Origin of the sequence: Pseudomonas sp. P97.38 (genome assembly GCF_001269745.1) — a bacterium.
GTDB classification, from domain to species: Bacteria; Pseudomonadota; Gammaproteobacteria; order Pseudomonadales; family Pseudomonadaceae; genus Aquipseudomonas; species Aquipseudomonas chlororaphis_E.
On record NZ_LHVJ01000009.1, the window covers coordinates 100148 to 117235 of the forward strand.

The 17088-nt window shown below is 63.9% G+C and carries 17 protein-coding genes; 11 read left to right on the forward strand and 6 right to left on the reverse strand.

All coding sequences use genetic code 11. The features are described 5' to 3' along the window. Positions 1-31 precede the first annotated feature (31 nt). On the reverse strand, positions 32-1552 hold the full coding sequence (locus AD664_RS02460) for an aldehyde dehydrogenase family protein (protein ID WP_042732236.1): 1521 nt from the start codon (positions 1550-1552) through the stop codon (positions 32-34). A gap of 495 nt (positions 1553-2047) precedes the next feature. On the opposite strand from AD664_RS02460, the gene AD664_RS02465 reads away from it, so the two are divergent. The 4 genes from AD664_RS02465 to AD664_RS02480 all read left to right on the forward strand — a co-directional run bounded on the left by AD664_RS02465 (position 2048) and on the right by AD664_RS02480 (position 6477). Beyond that, the gene (locus AD664_RS02465; RefSeq protein ID WP_053144146.1) at positions 2048-3955 is read left to right on the forward strand and encodes a sigma-54-dependent Fis family transcriptional regulator; all 1908 of its coding nucleotides are present in this window, start codon (positions 2048-2050) and stop codon (positions 3953-3955) included. 266 nt (positions 3956-4221) lie between these two features. Then, the gene (gene mpl / locus AD664_RS02470; protein WP_047736348.1) at positions 4222-5571 is read left to right on the forward strand and encodes a UDP-N-acetylmuramate:L-alanyl-gamma-D-glutamyl-meso-diaminopimelate ligase; all 1350 of its coding nucleotides are present in this window, start codon (positions 4222-4224) and stop codon (positions 5569-5571) included. Further along, a complete protein-coding gene (gene ubiX / locus AD664_RS02475) occupies positions 5568-6200 on the forward strand; it encodes a flavin prenyltransferase UbiX (protein ID WP_042732905.1) in 633 nt (210 codons plus the stop codon). The genes mpl and ubiX overlap by 4 nt, the downstream gene beginning before the upstream one ends. Continuing rightward, positions 6193-6477: a YceK/YidQ family lipoprotein gene (locus tag AD664_RS02480; RefSeq protein ID WP_053144149.1), complete on the forward strand. Its 285-nt coding sequence runs from the start codon at positions 6193-6195 to the stop codon at positions 6475-6477. The genes ubiX and AD664_RS02480 overlap by 8 nt, the downstream gene beginning before the upstream one ends. A 120-nt stretch (positions 6478-6597) precedes the next feature. Here the strand turns inward: AD664_RS02480 and AD664_RS02485 are convergent, their stop codons facing one another. The 3 genes from AD664_RS02485 to AD664_RS02495 form a co-directional block, all read right to left on the reverse strand. Next, positions 6598-7239: an oxidoreductase gene (locus tag AD664_RS02485; protein WP_053144152.1), complete on the reverse strand. Its 642-nt coding sequence runs from the start codon at positions 7237-7239 to the stop codon at positions 6598-6600. Between the two features lie 27 nt (positions 7240-7266). After that, a complete protein-coding gene (locus tag AD664_RS02490; protein WP_053144153.1) occupies positions 7267-8985 on the reverse strand; it encodes a C13 family peptidase in 1719 nt (572 codons plus the stop codon). 103 nt (positions 8986-9088) lie between these two features. After that, the gene (locus AD664_RS02495; protein WP_047736345.1) at positions 9089-9544 is read right to left on the reverse strand and encodes a MaoC family dehydratase; all 456 of its coding nucleotides are present in this window, start codon (positions 9542-9544) and stop codon (positions 9089-9091) included. Positions 9545-9894: 350 nt separating this feature from the next. Between AD664_RS02495 and AD664_RS02500 the strand changes: the two genes are divergently transcribed. The 3 genes from AD664_RS02500 to AD664_RS02510 are packed head-to-tail and all read left to right on the forward strand — an operon-like array spanning position 9895 to position 11574. Then, positions 9895-10260 (forward strand): CidA/LrgA family protein, encoded by a 366-nt coding sequence (locus AD664_RS02500; RefSeq protein WP_053144156.1) that lies wholly within the window; start codon positions 9895-9897, stop codon positions 10258-10260. Next, positions 10257-10973 carry an LrgB family protein gene (locus tag AD664_RS02505; protein WP_042730305.1) on the forward strand — a complete coding sequence of 239 codons (717 nt, stop codon included), beginning with the start codon at positions 10257-10259 and terminating at the stop codon, positions 10971-10973. The genes AD664_RS02500 and AD664_RS02505 overlap by 4 nt, the downstream gene beginning before the upstream one ends. 10 nt (positions 10974-10983) lie before the next feature. Continuing rightward, the gene (locus AD664_RS02510) at positions 10984-11574 is read left to right on the forward strand and encodes an LON peptidase substrate-binding domain-containing protein (RefSeq protein WP_047736344.1); all 591 of its coding nucleotides are present in this window, start codon (positions 10984-10986) and stop codon (positions 11572-11574) included. A gap of 92 nt (positions 11575-11666) precedes the next feature. On the opposite strand, the gene AD664_RS02515 is transcribed toward AD664_RS02510, so the two are convergent. Together AD664_RS02515 and AD664_RS02520 are read right to left on the reverse strand one after the other, a co-directional pair. Continuing rightward, positions 11667-12983, reverse strand: coding sequence for a bifunctional DedA family/phosphatase PAP2 family protein (locus tag AD664_RS02515; RefSeq protein WP_042730303.1), 1317 nt, complete (start codon positions 12981-12983; stop codon positions 11667-11669). Positions 12984-13180: 197 nt separating this feature from the next. Beyond that, positions 13181-13867 (reverse strand): DNA-3-methyladenine glycosylase, encoded by a 687-nt coding sequence (locus AD664_RS02520; protein ID WP_053144158.1) that lies wholly within the window; start codon positions 13865-13867, stop codon positions 13181-13183. Between the two features lie 196 nt (positions 13868-14063). Between AD664_RS02520 and AD664_RS02525 the strand changes: the two genes are divergently transcribed. From AD664_RS02525 to rlmH, 4 genes are all read left to right on the forward strand, one after another. Then, complete coding sequence (locus tag AD664_RS02525) at positions 14064-15335, forward strand: glutamate-5-semialdehyde dehydrogenase (RefSeq protein ID WP_053144160.1); 1272 nt, start codon at positions 14064-14066, stop codon at positions 15333-15335. A gap of 28 nt (positions 15336-15363) precedes the next feature. Next, positions 15364-16038, forward strand: a complete 675-nt coding sequence (nadD, locus tag AD664_RS02530; RefSeq protein ID WP_053144708.1) for a nicotinate-nucleotide adenylyltransferase — start codon at positions 15364-15366, stop codon at positions 16036-16038. 71 nt (positions 16039-16109) lie between these two features. After that, positions 16110-16604, forward strand: coding sequence for a ribosome silencing factor (rsfS, locus tag AD664_RS02535; protein ID WP_042730300.1), 495 nt, complete (start codon positions 16110-16112; stop codon positions 16602-16604). A gap of 9 nt (positions 16605-16613) precedes the next feature. Further along, positions 16614-17081, forward strand: coding sequence for a 23S rRNA (pseudouridine(1915)-N(3))-methyltransferase RlmH (gene rlmH, locus AD664_RS02540; RefSeq protein WP_003185785.1), 468 nt, complete (start codon positions 16614-16616; stop codon positions 17079-17081). Positions 17082-17088 lie beyond the last annotated feature (7 nt).

A 17088-nucleotide genomic window follows, 5' to 3' on the forward strand; every position in this document is an offset into this window, starting at 1 on the left:
AAAGCAGGAGAACCTGCCTTGCCCCAAGGGCTTAGAAGAACCCCAGCGGATTGATGTCGTAGCTCACCAGCAGGTTCTTGGTCTGCTGGTAGTGGTCGAGCATCATCTTGTGGGTTTCACGCCCGACGCCCGACTTCTTGTAGCCGCCGAACGCGGCATGCGCCGGATACAGGTGGTAGCAGTTGGTCCAGACGCGACCGGCCTTGATGGCCCGGCCCATGCGGTAGGCGCGGTTGATGTCGCGGGTCCACAGGCCGGCGCCGAGGCCGAACTCGGTGTCGTTGGCGATCGCCAGGGCTTCGGCTTCGTCCTTGAAGGTGGTGATGCTCACCACCGGGCCGAAGATTTCTTCCTGGAACACGCGCATCTTGTTGGTGCCCTTGAGCAGGGTCGGCTGGATGTAGTAGCCGCTGGCGAGGTTGCCTTCGAGTTTTTCCACCTGGCCACCGGTCAGTAGTTGGGCGCCTTCGCCCTTGGCGATTTCCAGGTACGAGAGGATCTTGTCGAACTGCTGCTCGGACGCCTGGGCGCCGACCATGGTGTCGGTGTCCAGCGGGTCGCCACGCTTGATCTGTTCGATCTTCTTCATCACCACTTGCATGAATTCGTCGTAGATCGACTCCTGCACCAGGGCGCGGGACGGGCAGGTGCAGACTTCACCCTGGTTGAAGAACGCCAGCACCAGGCCTTCGGCGGCTTTTTCGATGAAGCTCGGCTCGGCCTGCATGATGTCTTCGAAGAAGATGTTCGGCGACTTGCCGCCCAGTTCCACGGTGGACGGGATGATGTTCTCGGCGGCACATTTCATGATGTGCGAGCCGACCGGAGTGGAACCGGTGAAGGCGATCTTGGCGATGCGCTTGCTGGTGGCCAGGGCCTCACCGGCCTCCTTGCCGAAGCCTTGCACCACGTTCAGCACGCCAGGCGGCAGCAGGTCGCCGATCAGTTCCATCAGCACGCAGATGCCCAGCGGGGTCTGCTCGGCAGGCTTGAGCACCACGCAGTTGCCGGCCGCCAGGGCCGGGGCGAGTTTCCAGGCGGCCATCAGCAGGGGGAAGTTCCACGGGATGATCTGCCCGACCACGCCCAGCGGCTCATGGATGTGGTAGGCCACGGTGTTGCCGTCGATCTCGGCGGCGGCGCCTTCCTGGGCCCGCAGGCAACCGGCGAAGTAACGGAAGTGGTCGGCGGCCAGGGGGATGTCGGCGTTGAGGGTTTCGCGCACGGCCTTGCCGTTGTCCCAGGATTCGGTGATCGCCAGGGTTTCGAGGTTCTGTTCGATGCGGTCGGCGATTTTCAGCAGGATCAGCGAACGGGCCTGGACCGAGGTGGCGCCCCAGGCATCCGCGGCGGCGTGGGCGGCGTCCAGGGCTTTTTCGATGTCTTCGGCCGTGGAGCGCGGGAATTCGGCAATGGGCTGGCCATTGACCGGAGAAGTATTGGTGAAGTACTGACCTTTGACAGGCGCGACGAACTCGCCGCCGATGTAGTTACCGTATTTGCTCTTGAACGAAACGATAGCGCCTTCAGTACCGGGGTGAGCGTAACGCATGATGAGTTCTCCTTGGCTTTTGTGCTTATACGGGAGGCCGCGCAAAATTGAGCGCCGGTAATCAAGCGTAGAGCAAAGGTCGGGCCATTGCCTTGCAGGGCCCGGAAATCAAGACTTTAGGAGGAGTTGCTCGGATAAACGGATGGGTTGTGTGACGATAGCGGTACGCAGGGTGTGACACTTTGTGCCGTATCTGGCACAACCTGTGACTGATGGGTCGCGCCAGCATTGCAAAGGCGGTTGGGCTGGAGGATGCTGGGCTTCGATCGGAATCTCTGGCAAATGTATTTGGGTGATAAGACAGCTTTTGTGGCGAGGGAGCTTGCTCCCGCTGGGCTGCGCAGCAGACCCAAGCTTTTTTGTCGCATCAACACCGATTGCGCCTGCTGCGCAGTCGAGCGGGAGCAAGCTCCCTCGCCACGGGGTTCGGTGTTCACGGTTGGATATTCGCCAGTTGCTCCAGTGAGGCAGGTCCTTCGGGGAGAATAATAAGAAATGCACAGCAACCATCTGAGTCGCCATGCCCAGCAGGTCCTGACGGTCACCCAGGGCAAGGCCCATTTGCAGGGGCCTGGCAGCGATCCGTCGATTGCCCGTTCCTGGCTGCGCTGCCTTGAGGATTATCACCTCGACCCGGCCCAGAACCTTGCGCCGACGGTGCTTGAGCATGGCCGGGTGCTGGAAAGCCGCGAGCGCCTGCAACAGGTGCTGCACATCGCCGGCAACGAAATGACCAGCCTGCATCAGCAGCTCTCCGGCGCCGGCCATGCGGTGTTGCTGACCGACGCCCGCGGGGTGATCCTCAACTGCGTTACCGCCCCCAGCGAGCGCAAGATCTTCGAACGGGCCGGCCTCTGGCTCGGTGCCGACTGGAGCGAGGCTTGCGAGGGCACCAACGGCATCGGCACCTGCCTGGTGGAGCGCCAGGCCCTGACCATCCACCAGGAAGAACATTTTCGCGGTCGCCACACCGGCCTGACCTGCTCAGCCAGCCCGGTCTTCGACCCGCATGGCGAACTGCTGGCCGTGCTCGACGTGTCCTCGGCCCGGCCGGATGTGTCGCGCCAGAGCCAGTTTCACACCATGGCGCTGGTCAACCTCTCGGCCAAGATGATCGAAAGCTGTTATTTCCTGCGCTGCTTCGACAACCAATGGCTGCTGCGCTTTCATTTGCAGGCCGAGTCCGTGGGGCTGTTCAGCGAAGGGTTGCTAGCGTTCGACGGCGAAGGGCGGATTTGCGCCGTGAACCAGAGTGCGCTGAATTTGCTCGGGCACATTCGTGGCGGCTTGCTGGGCCAGCCGGTGGAAGCCTTTTTCGATTGTTCGCTGGACGAGTTGCTCGCACGGGCCAGCGCCCACGCCAGTGCCAGCTGGCCGTTGCGCACCCGTGACGGTCGGCACCTGTTTGCCGTGTTGCGAGGCCAGCCGCGTAGCGTGCCGGTTCCGCTGGCCCCGGCGCTCAAGCCCAGCGAGCCGGCGCGCCTGCCAGGGATCTGCCTGGGGGATGCGTCGTTGCAGGCGCATTTTCGCAAGGCGCTGCGGGTCTTCGAGCGGGACGTTCCCTTGCTGATCAACGGTGAAACCGGGTCCGGCAAGGAAGCCTTCGCCAAGGCCGTGCACCACGCCAGCCAGCGTGCCGGGAAACACTTCGTCGCCCTCAACTGCGCGGCCATCCCGGAAAGCCTGATCGAGAGCGAGCTGTTCGGCTATCGCGGCGGCAGCTTCACCGGCGCCCGCAAGGAAGGCATGCGCGGCAAGCTGCAACAGGCGGACGGCGGCACTTTGTTCCTGGACGAGATCGGCGACATGCCCCTGGCCTTGCAGACCCGGTTGCTGCGGGTGCTGGAAGACCGGCAGGTGGTGCCGATCGGTGGTGAGCCGGAGGCGGTGAACGTGCGCATCATCAGCGCCACCCACCGGCAGTTGTTCGAGCGGGTGCAGGATGGCAGTTTCCGCGAAGACCTGTATTACCGGCTCAACGGCTTGGAAATCCCCCTGCCGGCGTTGCGTGAGCGCGGTGACAAAGCGCAGTTGCTGGATTTTCTGCTGGCCGAAGAGCGCGGCGCCGAGATGGTCACCCTCGACGAGCCGGCGCGCCAGGCGCTGCTGGCGTTCGACTGGCCGGGTAATGTGCGCCAGTTGCGCAACGTGCTGCGCACCCTCGTCGCGCTGTGCGAGGACGGGCGGATTGGCGTGGAGGACTTGCCGGCGATGATTCGTCAGGCGCGGCCGCCAGTCGAGCCGGCACCTGCCACCGAACACCCGCTGGAAGATGCCGAACGGCTGGCGTTGCTCAATGCGCTGGAACAGACGCGCTGGCACATGACCAACACGGCGGAGCAGCTGGGGATCAGCCGTAATACGCTGTATAGAAAGCTGCGCAAACATGCCATCGCCCGCTGATTGCTGATTGCTGATTGCTGATTGTGGATGTGGATGTGGATTGCTGTTGTGGCGAGGGAGCTTGCTCCCGCTCGACTGCGCAGCAGTCGCCTTGGGATTTGGATCGACCTGAAAAGCTCAGGGCTGCTTCGCCCCCCAAGCGGGAGCAAGCTCCCTCGCCACAAAAGCTGGGGACGGGCGCTGTCCCAATGGCCGTAAGTTCGAAACACAAGGTGCGATTTCCCCCTCCCTAGGCTAACCTGCGGCCATGTTTTACGAGGTCGACTATGCACATCCATATTCTCGGTATTTGCGGCACTTTCATGGGTTCGATGGCGGTCCTGGCCAAGGAGCTGGGCCATCACGTGACCGGTTCCGACGCCAACGTCTACCCGCCGATGAGCACCCAACTGCAAGCCCAGGGCATTGAACTGACCCAAGGCTACGACCCGGCACAACTGGAGCCGGCGCCGGACCTGGTGGTGATCGGCAACGCCATGTCCCGTGGCAATCCAGCGGTGGAGTACGTGCTCAATAAAGGCCTGCCGTACGTGTCCGGGCCGCAATGGCTGGCCGATCACGTGTTGCAGGGCCGCTGGGTACTGGCCGTGGCCGGCACCCATGGCAAGACCACCACCAGCAGCATGCTCGCCTGGGTGCTGGAGCACGCGGGCATGAGCCCTGGCTTCCTGATCGGCGGTGTGCCGCAGAATTTCTCGGTGTCGGCGCGCCTGGGCGGTACGCCGTTCTTCGTGATCGAGGCCGACGAGTACGACAGCGCGTTCTTCGACAAACGCTCGAAGTTCGTCCACTACCGCCCACGCACCGCGATCCTCAATAACCTTGAGTTCGATCATGCGGACATCTTCCCCGATCTTCCAGCCATCGAACGGCAGTTCCACCACTTGGTGCGGACCATTCCAAGCGAAGGCCTGGTCATTCACCCGACCACCGAACCAGCCTTGCAGCGGGTGATCGAAATGGGTTGCTGGACCCCGGTGCAAACCACCGGTGCGGGTGGGCAGTGGCAAGTGAAGTTGCTCAAGGACGACGGCTCGCAATTCGAGGTGATGTTCGAAGGCCAGTCCCAAGGCGTCGTGGAGTGGGACCTGACCGGCCAGCACAACGTTGCCAACGCCCTGGCGACCCTGGCCGCGGCCCGGCATGTCGGCGTGGTACCGGCCATGGGCGTGGCCGCGCTGAGCGCGTTCAAGAGCGTCAAGCGGCGCATGGAGAAGGTCGCCGAGGTGCGTGGCATTACGATCTATGACGACTTCGCCCACCATCCGACCGCCATCGCCACCACTCTCGACGGCTTGCGCAAGCGCATTGGCGACGCGCCATTGATTGCGATCATCGAACCGCGCTCCAACTCCATGAAACTGGGCGCGCACCGCGATGGCCTGCCGGAAAGCGTGGTCGATGCCGACCAGGTGATCTGGTATGCGCCGGCCAACCTCGGCTGGGACCTGGGCGCCACCGCCGCGCTGTGCAGCGTGCCCTCGATTGTCAGCGATTCATTGGAAGGCATCATCGAACGTGTGAAAAGCCAGGCCCAGCCCGGTACCCACGTGGTGATCATGAGCAATGGCGGCTTCGGCGGCCTGCACGGCAAACTGGCCGAGGCGCTGCGATGAACAACGGTCCGGAGCGCATCACCCTGGCGATGACCGGCGCTTCCGGTGCCCAGTACGGCTTGCGCCTGCTCGATTGCCTGGTGCGGGAAGACCGCGAGGTGCACTTTCTCATCTCGAAGGCCGCGCAACTGGTGATGGCCACCGAGACCGACGTGACCTTGCCGCCCAAGCCCCAGATGATGCAGGCCTTCCTCACCGAATACACCGGCGCGGCGGACGGGCAGATTCGCGTGTACGGCAAGGAAGACTGGATGTCGCCGGTGGCGTCCGGTTCCGGCGCGCCGGCCGCCATGGTGGTGGTGCCGTGTTCCACCGGGACGTTGTCGGCGATTGCCACCGGGGCGTGCAACAACCTGATCGAACGGGCCGCGGACGTGACGCTCAAGGAGCGCCGCCAACTGATCCTGGTGCCGCGGGAAGCGCCGTATTCGAGCATTCACCTGGAGCACATGCTCAAGTTGTCGAACATGGGCGTGACCATCCTGCCGGCCTCGCCAGGCTTCTATCACCAGCCCCAGACCATCGACGACCTGATCGATTTCGTGGTGGCGCGGATCCTCAACCTGCTGAACATCCCTCAGGACATGCTGCCGCGTTGGGGCGAGCATCATTTGAGCAGCGATGAATAAGATCCTGGTGGTACTGCTGGCGCTGCAACTGACCGGTTGCGCCACCGCTCGCACCCTGGACGCGGCCAAGCCCGGTGCGCCGGTGGTGTATGCGGGCACGCGCCTGGATCTCTACGCCCTCAATGGCGGCTGCTGCGCCAAGGACCGTTTCGGCGCCGAGGCCCCGAGCTATCCCGGCGTCGATCTGCCGGCCAGTGCGTTGCTCGATACCGTGTTGTTGCCGTTGTCGTTGTTTACGGCGATGGGGATGGGGTTCCGGGCGACTGGCGGGATGTAATTGAAAGACTTGGGGCTGCTGCGCAGCCCAGCGGGAGCAAGCTCCCTCGCCACGGGGGGACTGAGAGAGGAAGCCCATCGCGAGTAGGCTCGCGATGGTGTCTGGCCAGGCGATACCGAATTACTTACCCAACTTACGCAACTCATCCGACTCTACCACCCGCACCCCGTCCTGTTCCTCCAGTGCCAGGCGCCACATGGCGCGGGCCAGTTGGCAGGCTTCGATGCCGTGGTATTTGCCTGGGATCAGCTTCGACAACGGCCCGGCCAGTTGCTCGGCCAGGCGAGGTTCGACGCGATCGCCCAGCAGCAGGGAAGGCCGGCACAGGGTCAGCTGCGGCCAGTCCTGGGCCCTGAGGGCCGCTTCCATTTCGCCCTTGACCCGGTTGTAGAAAATCGACGACTTGGGGTCGGCCCCCAGCGCGCTGATCACCACCAGGTGCCGGGCGCCCAGCTCCCGGGCACGCTTGGCGAAGGCCACGACCAGATCCAGGTCCACCGCGCGAAAGGCCTGTTCCGAACCGGCTTTCTTGATGGTGGTGCCAAGGCAGCAAAAGGCGATGTCGACCCGGCCGCTGAGGCGGGGCAGCACCTCGGCCGGCTCCCCAACCGGGTTTTCCAGGTGCGGATGCCCGGCCAGTGGTCGGCGGGAGGGTGCCAGGACCCGGCTGATGGTCGGCTCGTTGAGCAGCCGGTCCAGCAGGTGCTCTCCGGTCAACCCGGTGGCACCGGCGAGCAAAACATGCTGAGGCGTCAAGTACATAGTGTTTCCCCCTTGATACGGTTCAGCTTAGTTGCTCTTTGTGGCCCCGTCGTTCAATGCAGCACTTTGCAATGCTTTTCGCGCCTGTTGCTTGCGCAGCAGTTGCCAGTGGGAAAGGACCGTCCTGGGTGCCCAGATCTGCGGCTCGGAAGCTTCGAAGTTGTCCGCCTGCTCGCGCTCGGCGACGGTGGCCTTGGCCTTCTTGAAGGCCTGCTCCAGGTCGTCGGTCTGGTTCAGCGCCTGGGCAAACAGGGCATCGCCGAAATAGGTGAAGTTGGCTTCCTCGGAGCAACCGAAGGACACCCGATCGGCCCGCGAGGCGGTCATGACCAGGGTACGTTCATCCTTGAGCGCCGGGATGAAACCGCCGGAGTAGCAGGCTGAGATCACCACGATCTTGTCACGGTTCTTCAGCGGCGCCAGGACCGCGGCCAGTTCGTCGGCGGGCAGGTCGGCCAGCTCCATGCGGGGCTGGTCAAGCACCAGTTCATGCTCGCTGGTGCCGTGGCTGGTCAGGTAGATGAAAATCAGGTCTTCCGGGCCGCTGCGTTCGGCCAGGGTGGCGGCGGCGCGGCGCAGGCTTTCGCGGCTGGCCATGGGCCGGTCGCCGAGGTGATCGCGGTGGTTCACCAGGCGGATCTGCCCAAAGGCGCCGAAACGGCTGGCGAGCATGTTGGCGACGTAGTCGGATTCGCGCAGGAACACGCTTTGCTTGCCATCGCCACCCAGGGTCAGGCTGTACAGCTCCACCGCCGGGGTGGAGGCGGGGATATTGGCGAGGGCGTCTTCCAGCAGGCGGCCCTGGGCCAGCAGGCCAAGTTCCAGCACGTCCGGCAGCAGCCGGCCATCGGCGTCGCGCACCCGTTGGCCCTTGGCCCAGGTGCCGCTTTGCACGGTGCCGTCAGTCAATGCCAAGGTGCCGCGCCCGTGGTAGCTGTCGTTCTCGAACTGGCCGACGTAGAAGCTGCCGTCGGGCAGGTTCAGGCGCCCCTGGCCGGTGAATCGCCACTCGTTGAACTGCCCGAGGTAATGGCTGCCATCGGCTCCGATCAATTCACCCTTGCCGGTCAGCGCGCCGTCCTTGAACTGGCCGATCCAGACGTCGCCGTCAGCATTTTCGTATCGGCCGCGACCGTTGAGTTGGTTGTTCCTGAAACCGCCGACATAGACGTCGCCGTCGGCGCTGTTGAAGGTCCCCTTGCCTTGCAGCTGGCCGTCGACGAAGTGCCCGGTGAACTGGTTGCCGCTGGCATCGAAGCGCTGGCCTTCGCCGTTGGGCTTGCCATTGACGAAGGGGCCTTGGTACTGGCTGCCGTCGTCGAGCTCCAGGCGCCCGAGGCCTGAGTACCGGTCGGCCTTGAACTCGCCGCGGTAGGTCATGCCGTTTTCCTTGAGCGTGCCTTCGCCGTCGCGCCGGCCCTGCTTGAAACCGCCGGTGTAGCTGCTGGTGGGCGTGGTCAGGCTGCCCTGGCCGTGGAACAGGCCGTGCTGGAACTGGCCGCGGTAGACCTCGCCGTTGCTGCCATGCCATTCCCCGGTGCCGTGCCACTGGCCCTTGTCGAACTGCCCGGCGTACCAGCTGCCGTTGGGGTAGTCGATACGCCCCTGGCCTTGCAGCAGGCCGTCCACCAGGTCGCCGCGATAGCGTCCGCCGTCGGGCAGGCGCGCGTCGGGAGGCAGCAGCGATTCGCCGTCGCCGCAGGCGGTGAGCAATAGGGTCAGGGTCAGGGGAACGAGTAAGCGCATAACGGGATCCAGGTCATCAGGCCACGAGTATGCCGCAGCTGCACCCTCTGGATACAGAGAAGCGATGCGAAACAGCCCTGGGCGGTTTCGCAACCGCGAAGGTCTACACGAAGCAGAGCGACAGGGGCTCGGCGATGTAGGCGGGTTTTTCCGAACCTTCGATTTCCAGCGTGGCGGTGGCCTTGAGCAGCCATTGGCCAGGCTTTTTCTCGGTGACGTCCACCAGTTCGACCTTGAGCCGGACCTTGGAATCGACTTTCACCGGCTGGATGAAACGCACGCTGTCGAGCCCATAGTTGACGACCATCTTCACGCCCTCGGGCAGGATCAGGATGTCTTCCATCAGCTTGGGCATCAGCGACAACGACAGGAAACCGTGGGCGATGGTGCTGCCGAACGGGGTTTGCGCGGCCTTGACCGGGTCGACGTGGATGAACTGAAAGTCGCCAGTGGCTTCGGCGAACAGGTTGATGCGGTCCTGGTCGATGGTAAGCCAATCGGAACGTCCAAGTTCCTTGCCGACATAATCTTTGAGCGCTGCAACGGGGACGTAGGGCATTGAGACTCTCCTTGGGTTCATCGGCGTTGTCTTTTTCTGGAGCGGGGACTTGCGCCCCCGGAGAACCACTGTAGATCAACATGGCGCGCACGTAAGGTCACCGACCATGCTTTTTACGAATGCCGACCCATAGCGCGGGCATGCTTATAATGCGGGCGCATTCTTTGCGATTCCGTTCACTTGACGTGCGCGTTCGATTCCGTGGCGAGGGAGCTTGCTCCCGCTTGAGTGCGCAGCGCTCATACAATGGGGCCGCTGCGCAGCCCAGCGGGAGCAAGCTCCCTCGCCACACCGTCACGCCGTGAACAGAGTTGGCGCGTTCATTGGATCTGTTGCAGGGGAGAGAGCGGATGTTGCTACGGGGCCTGACCTGGCTGGTGCTGTTCCAATTGCTGGGCACTGCGATCAATCATTTGTTCCTGCCGGTGTTGCCCGGGCCCATCGTGGGGCTGCTGCTGTTGCTGGGTTACCTGATCATGCGCGGCGAAGTCAGTGAGCCGCTGAGCCTGGCCGCCGGCAGCCTGTTGCGCTACTTGCCGTTGTTGCTGGTCCCGCCGGCGGTGGGGGTGATGGTCTATGCGCGGGCAATCGCGGCCGATTTCTGGGCCATCGTCGGCGCATTGACCTTGTCGTTGATCCTGTCCGTGGCCCTGACCGGGGTGTTGATGCAGCGCCTGGCACGGCGTCACGTCGCCGCGGCGGAGGACAGCGAATGATCCTCGACTGGCAAGGCGCCTGGACCTCGGTGATCCATCATCCGCTGTTCGGCATCGGCATCACCCTGGGCGCCTATCAACTGGTATTGGCGGCGTTCGAAAAGACCCGCTGGGTATTCCTGCAGCCGGTGCTGATGTCGATGGTGTTGCTGATCGGCGTGCTGGTCGGTTGCGGCATTGGTTACGCCGAATACCGCAAGAGCACTGAAATCCTCAGTATCCTGCTGGGGCCGGCCACGGTCGCCCTGGCGGTGCCGTTGTATTTGAACCTGCGGCGGATCCGCCAATTGTTCTGGCCGATTTTTACTACGCTGGTGATAGCCGGGGTGGTCGCCACCGGCTCTGCGGTGCTGCTGGGCTGGGTGTTCGGCGCCGAGCACATGATTCTGATGACCATGGCGCCCAAGTCCGTGACCTCGCCGATCGCCATGCTGGTGGCCGAGCAGATTGGCGGCGTGGCGGCCATGGCGGCGGTGTTCGTCTTGATCACGGGCGTGCTTGGGGCAATTCTGGGCCCGAGTATCCTCAACGGATTGAAGGTGCACAGCCCGGAGGCCCGCGGTATGGCGTTGGGGTTGGCGGCCCATGCGGTGGGCACGTCCGTGGCCTTGCAGGAAAGCGAAGAGTCCGGTGCTTTTGCGGCGCTGGCGATGAGTCTGATGGGCGTAGCCACGGCGGTGTTGCTGCCGTTGGTGGTGTCGATGACAGTCTAAGGAACTGGTTATGAGCTTGCCGCTTTTCCCGTTGAACACCGTGTTGTTCCCCGGTTGCATCCTCGATTTGCAGATTTTCGAGGCGCGCTACCTCGACATGATCGGCCGCTGCATGAAAAAAGGCGAAGGGTTCGGGGTGGTGTGCATCCTCGATGGCGAGGAAGTGGGCATTGCCCCGGAAGGTTATGCGCGGGTGGGCTGCGAGGCGCTGATCACCGACTTTTCCCAGCAGGACAACGGCCTGTTGGGCATCCGCGTGAAGGGCGGGCGGCGTTTTATCGTGCATGGCAGCAGCGTCCAGCCGGATCAGTTGACGGTCGCCGATGTCGAGTGGCTGGAGGACGAGCCGGAGCAACCGCTGCAGGACGAGGACGCCGACCTGGTGGCGTTGCTCAAGGCCCTGGCCGAGCACCCGATGGTCGAAGCCTTGAACATGGGCACCGAAGCGACCGGCCAGCAATCGCTGGCCAACCAGCTGGCCTATCTGTTGCCGTTCAACGAACTGGACAAGATCGACCTGCTGCAACTCGATGACCCACAGCAGCGCCTGGATGCGATCCAGGCCTTGCTCGATGAGTTGCAGGGCGAACTCTTCGCCTGACCCCACTCATATTTCACTGAATAACACTGATCCCCTGTGGGAGCGAGCAAGCCCGCTCCCACAGGGATCTCAAGTGTTCATTGGTCTGCCGCTCAATAGGCATACCGCAGCAGGCCATGGGGCAGGTGCCGGAAGCTGAAGAAGCTGAACGCGGCCACCATCGCCGGTAGGATCAGCCACCAGATTTTCGGCGGCATGGCCGGTAGCGGCGCCTGGCGTTGGCTCAGCCACAGGACGGCGGCGCAGACACAGGCGGCGAGCATGGCGCCGGCGATGATGTCGCTCGGCCAATGAGCACCGAGATACACCCGCGACAAGGCAATCGCCAGCGCCGGCAGGCAGCCCAGCAGCAGCCAGGTCAGGCGCAGGCGGGGCGGTTGGCCGCGACCGGCCAGGACGGCCAGCGCCAGGAACAGCGCGAACGCACCGGAGGCATGGCCGCTGGGCATGCTGTAGCTGGTCAGTGGGTCGGTGAGAATCTCTGGGCGCACACGGGCGAAGAAGTGCTTGCTGCCGGTATTGGCCAGGGAGGTGAGCAGCATCGTGCCGCCGGCGAAGATTGCCTGCCGCCATTGGCGCGCCAATAACAGCAGGCCGGTCAGCAGGGAGCTGAAGATCAGCATGAAGTGGAATTCGCCGATCAGCGTGAAGGTCACGGCGATTTCGTCCAGCGTCGGGCTGCGGTGCTCCTGGACCAGCGTCATCAACCCCTGGTCGAAGGCTGTGAGGTAGCGAAAACCGATGAACAGGCCGATCAGGATCACCAGGCCCAGGCCGGCAATCAGCGCGGTGGCATGCCGGTGACGGCGCATGCTGCTGTTGACGCTCAGGCCGATCATCACCGCGATGCTGCCGACCACCACCCCGGCCTGTGGCCAGAAACCTTCGGGCAGTGGCAGGCGGAACGCCGCGCCGGTGGCCCAGCCGGGCAGCAGGTACGCCACGGTCCAGCCGGAGGCGGCCAGCAGGCTGACGGCGGCGAAGCGCGGGAACGGCATGTCGCACATCCCGGCCACCATCGGCAGCATAGGCCTGAGTGGGCCGATGAAGCGCCCCACCAGCAGGCTGGCGATGCCGTAGCGCTGGAAGTAGCTCTCGGCCGCGTTCATCCATTCCGGGTGATGCCGCAGCCCCGGCAGACGCCGGATGTTCTGGTGGAAGTGGCGGCCGAGGAAATACGACACCAGGTCCCCCAGCAAGCCGCCGAGCAACCCCAGCAGCAAGGTTTCGCCCAGCGACAGCGCGCCGCTGCCGGCCAGCACCGCGATCGCGAACAACAACACCGTGCCCGGCACGATCAACCCGGCAATCGCCAGGCATTCCACGCAGGCGACGATGAACACCGCCACCGCCAGCCATTGCGGATTGACACTCAGCCAGCCGGTGATGCTATCGAGCCATTGGCTCATAAGAACAACTCCATTGAATATTGATCGGCATGCACCGAACCCCCTGTGGGATTCTGTTGTGAACACAAAACCTGCGGTCACTGAAGATCAACTGTGGGAGCGAGCTTGCTCGCGATTACGGTGTGTCAGTCAACATCCATTCAGTTGACTCGACGCTATCGCGAGCAAGCTCGCTCCCACAGGGTTGTGCGGTGTGTTTATGAAAGCAAAAAATAATCGCGACCTTCGACCTGTCCGCGTCGCAGCGGGTTCCGGGTGCACCAGGGGGCGTAGGCCGCGTCGACGAAACGGTAGGGCAGGTGCTCGTCGCGCCCTTGCGGGATCCCCAGGCGGGTGGTCTGGATGACATTGACCGTCGGCACGTCGACATCTTCCACCAGCAGGCGCTCGGGGTCGAAGCGTTTGGCGTCCCATTCCGGCACTTTGAGCCCCAAGGCCTTGCACAGCAAAGTCTGGCCGGCGCAGAGCTTCTGCGGCGTGCGCGGCTGGCCCTGGGCGTCGGGGTTGTTCAGCAGCATTTGCGCCAGGCTCGCCGGGCCGGAGACGGCATCGACCCACGGATAGGCCGACTTGATCAGCACGGCATTGCCTGGGCCCTGGGCGCTGAAGTTCAACGAATCGCCTCCCCGGGCGTAGTACATATAGATGTGGCCGCCATCCAGAAACAAAGCCTTACGTTTTTCCGTGTAGCCGAGTGAGGCGTGGCTGCCTTTTTCGGCGAAGTAATACGCTTCGGTCTCGATGATCCGCGCGCTGAGCCACAGGTCCCCGACCTTGTGGCGGATGACCTTGCCCAACAGGTCCTGGGCAAGCATTTGGGCGTCGCGATCGAAAAAGCCGTGGGGCAGGGCCTTGGGCTGGGGCGAAGGGGTTGGATCGGTCATGGCGATAGACGCAGTGAGGCCAAAGGAAGGGCGATGATAGCAATGCGAAGCTTAATCACCACTGAACACGCACGTGAACCGGGCTGTCGGCGCCTTTTTGATCCTCCGCCGGTCACCGCTGTGAGTCCATGCTGTTAGTCGAGGGTTACGACAGCTATAATCTGCCGCTTTCCTCACCGCCAAGACCACACAGACCATGACTGAGTCCGTTCTTGACTACATGACCCGCCTGGGTCGCGCCGCTCGCGACGCGTCGCGCATCATCGGCCGTGCCAGCACCGCGCAGAAGAACCGCGCCCTGCAAGCCGCCGCCAATGCGCTGGACGCCGCTCGCGCCGAGTTGTCCGCCGCCAACGAGCTCGACCTGGCCGCCGGCCAGGCCAATGGCCTCGAGCCGGCCATGCTCGAACGCCTGGCGCTGACCCCGGCCCGCATCGACGGCATGATCGTCGGCTTGCGTCAGGTCGCGGCATTGCCGGACCCGGTCGGCGCGATCCGCGACATGAGCTACCGGCCGTCGGGCATCCAGGTGGGCAAGATGCGCGTGCCGCTGGGTGTGGTCGGGATCATCTACGAGTCGCGGCCCAACGTGACCATCGATGCGGCCAGCCTGTGCCTGAAGTCGGGTAACGCGACCATCCTGCGTGGCGGTTCCGAGGCGATCCATTCCAATCGCGCCATCGCCGCCTGCATCCAGCGCGGCCTGGCCGAGGCCGATCTGCCGGCGGCCGTCGTGCAGGTGGTGGAAACCACCGACCGCGCCGCCGTCGGCGCGCTGATCAGCATGCCGGAGTTCGTCGACGTCATCGTCCCGCGCGGTGGCAAGGGCCTGATCGAGCGGATCAGCCGTGATGCCCGCGTGCCGGTGATCAAGCACCTGGATGGCATCTGCCACGTCTACGTCAGTGCCCACGCCGAGTTGCCGAAGGCCCAGCGCATTGCCTTCAATGCCAAGACCTACCGTTATGGCATCTGCGGCGCGATGGAAACCCTGCTGGTGGACCAGGCCGTGGCCCAGGCCTTCCTGCCGGCGATGGCGGCCCAGTTCCGCGAAAAAGGCGTCGAGCTGCGTGGGTGCGAGCGCACCCGGTCGATCATCGAGGCGGTGGCCGCCACCGAACAAGACTGGGACACCGAATACCTGGCGCCGATCCTGTCGATCCGCGTGGTCGACGGGCTGGACCAGGCCATCGAGCACATCAATCGCCACGGTTCCCATCACACCGACGCCATCGTCAGCGAGCACCAGGGCGAAACCCGGCGCTTCGTGGCCGAGGTGGACTCGGCCTCGGTGATGATCAACACCCCGACCTGCTTCGCCGACGGTTTCGAATACGGATTGGGTGCCGAGATCGGCATTTCTACTGATAAGCTGCACGCCCGCGGCCCGGTGGGGCTCGAAGGCCTGACCTGCGAGAAGTACATCGTGGTGGGCGACGGCCAGTTGCGCGGGCAGGAGCCGGCCTGACTTGGGCGACCTTGACCCACTGGCCCCTATGACTAAGACCGCTGTGACGGCGACCACCTCGCCAAAGCGCATCGGCATCCTGGGTGGCACGTTCGACCCGGTGCACATCGGCCATTTGCGCGGTGCGCTGGAAGTGGCCGATGCCCTGGGCCTCGATGAGCTACGCCTGACGCCCAGCGCCAGGCCGCCTCATCGGGAGATGCCGAGGGTTTCGGCGCAGGACCGTCTGGCGATGGTCGAGTGCGCGGTGGCCGGTGTGGCGCCGTTGGTCGTGGACGCCCGCGAATTGCTGCGGGACAAACCGTCCTACTCCATTGACACCCTGGAGCTGATGCGCGCCGAACTGGCCGCCGATGCCCAGGTTTTTCTGCTTCTGGGCTGGGACGCATTTTGCGGCCTGCCCACTTGGCACCGTTGGGGAGAGTTGCTCCAGCATTGCCACATCCTGGTGCTGCAACGCCCGGATGCCGACAGCGAGCCGCCGGATGCCTTGCGCAACCTGCTGGCGGCTCGCTCGGTGAGCGACCCGCTGGCCCTGAAAGGGCCGAGCGGACAGATTGCATTCGTCTGGCAGACGCCGCTCGCGGTATCCGCCACCCAGATCCGTCAACTGCTGGCCAGCGGTAAGTCGGTACGTTTCCTGGTGCCCGACGCGGTCCTGGCCTACATCGATGCGCACGGGCTGTACCGTGCGTCGAACTGAAAGAGGCGCGCTTCAAGGCACGTGAATGCGTGTAGCGAAGCGCCCGAACACATGAGCAAAACGAGTTTTATATGACTGACAAAGACGTAAGCAAAGTTAAGCGCAAGGGCACGTTCAAGAGCGCCCCGCTGCCGGTAGAGGCCCACGTGGGCGCCGCATTGGCCGGCGAAGAACTGGTCAAGGTGTCCGTTGCCGCCCTGGAAGACGTCAAGGCCCAGGACATCCAGGTGATCGACGTTCGTGACAAGCAGAGCATTACCGACTTCATGATCATCGCCACCGGTACCTCCAACCGCCAGATCGGCGCGATGCTGGACAAGGTCCGCGAAGCGGTCAAGGCCCAGGGCGTCAAGCCGCTGGGTGAAGAAGGCAAGGGCGACAGCGACTGGGTCCTGCTGGACATGGATGACGTCATCGTGCACATGATGACCGCCTCGGCCCGCCAGTTCTATGACCTGGAGCGCCTGTGGGCCGGTGCCGAGCAGAGCCGTGCGGCGGATGCCCGTCACCACAGCCCGGAAAACACCCATGAGCATTTCACCAAGCTCAACAAAGACCAGCAGTAAGGGTTCGCTGTGCGACTGCGCCTGATCGCCGTCGGTTCCCGCATGCCCAAGTGGGTGGAAGAAGGCTGGCATGAGTATGCCAAGCGTCTTCCGTCCGAACTGGCGCTGGAACTGGTGGAAATTCCGCTCAATACCCGTGGCAAGAACGCCGACGTGGCGCGCTTCATCCGCCAGGAAGGCGAAGCCATGCTGGCCAAGGTCGGGCCGAACGAGCGGATCGTCACCCTCGAAGTCCATGGCAAGCCCTGGAGCACCGAGCAACTGGCGGTGGAGCTCGATCGCTGGCGGCTGGATTCGCGCACGGTCAATTTCATGGTCGGCGGCCCCGAAGGGCTGGCGCCGGAAGTCTGTGCCCGGGCCGACCAACGCTGGTCGTTGTCGCCGTTGACGTTGCCGCATCCGCTGGTGCGGATCCTGATCGGCGAACAGTTGTACCGTGCCTGGACAGTCCTGTCCGGACACCCTTACCACAAGTAATCCTGCC

What these genes read in the sequence shown, in the direction of transcription:
- AD664_RS02510 (WP_047736344.1), top strand. Translation starts at nt 10,984, where the DNA reads ATGAGCTTGCCGCTTTTCCCGTTGAACACCGTGTTGTTCCCCGGTTGC.
- mpl (WP_047736348.1), top strand. Translation starts at nt 4,222, where the DNA reads ATGCACATCCATATTCTCGGTATTTGCGGCACTTTCATGGGTTCGATG.
- AD664_RS02485 (WP_053144152.1), bottom strand. Translation starts at nt 7,239, where the DNA reads ATGTACTTGACGCCTCAGCATGTTTTGCTCGCCGGTGCCACCGGGTTG.
- AD664_RS02505 (WP_042730305.1), top strand. Translation starts at nt 10,257, where the DNA reads ATGATCCTCGACTGGCAAGGCGCCTGGACCTCGGTGATCCATCATCCG.
- AD664_RS02480 (WP_053144149.1), top strand. Translation starts at nt 6,193, where the DNA reads ATGAATAAGATCCTGGTGGTACTGCTGGCGCTGCAACTGACCGGTTGC.
- AD664_RS02465 (WP_053144146.1), top strand. Translation starts at nt 2,048, where the DNA reads ATGCACAGCAACCATCTGAGTCGCCATGCCCAGCAGGTCCTGACGGTC.
- AD664_RS02495 (WP_047736345.1), bottom strand. Translation starts at nt 9,544, where the DNA reads ATGCCCTACGTCCCCGTTGCAGCGCTCAAAGATTATGTCGGCAAGGAA.
- AD664_RS02460 (WP_042732236.1), bottom strand. Translation starts at nt 1,552, where the DNA reads ATGCGTTACGCTCACCCCGGTACTGAAGGCGCTATCGTTTCGTTCAAG.
- ubiX (WP_042732905.1), top strand. Translation starts at nt 5,568, where the DNA reads ATGAACAACGGTCCGGAGCGCATCACCCTGGCGATGACCGGCGCTTCC.
- AD664_RS02490 (WP_053144153.1), bottom strand. Translation starts at nt 8,985, where the DNA reads ATGCGCTTACTCGTTCCCCTGACCCTGACCCTATTGCTCACCGCCTGC.
- AD664_RS02520 (WP_053144158.1), bottom strand. Translation starts at nt 13,867, where the DNA reads ATGACCGATCCAACCCCTTCGCCCCAGCCCAAGGCCCTGCCCCACGGC.
- nadD (WP_053144708.1), top strand. Translation starts at nt 15,364, where the DNA reads ATGACTAAGACCGCTGTGACGGCGACCACCTCGCCAAAGCGCATCGGC.
- AD664_RS02525 (WP_053144160.1), top strand. Translation starts at nt 14,064, where the DNA reads ATGACTGAGTCCGTTCTTGACTACATGACCCGCCTGGGTCGCGCCGCT.
- rsfS (WP_042730300.1), top strand. Translation starts at nt 16,110, where the DNA reads ATGACTGACAAAGACGTAAGCAAAGTTAAGCGCAAGGGCACGTTCAAG.
- AD664_RS02515 (WP_042730303.1), bottom strand. Translation starts at nt 12,983, where the DNA reads ATGAGCCAATGGCTCGATAGCATCACCGGCTGGCTGAGTGTCAATCCG.
- AD664_RS02500 (WP_053144156.1), top strand. Translation starts at nt 9,895, where the DNA reads ATGTTGCTACGGGGCCTGACCTGGCTGGTGCTGTTCCAATTGCTGGGC.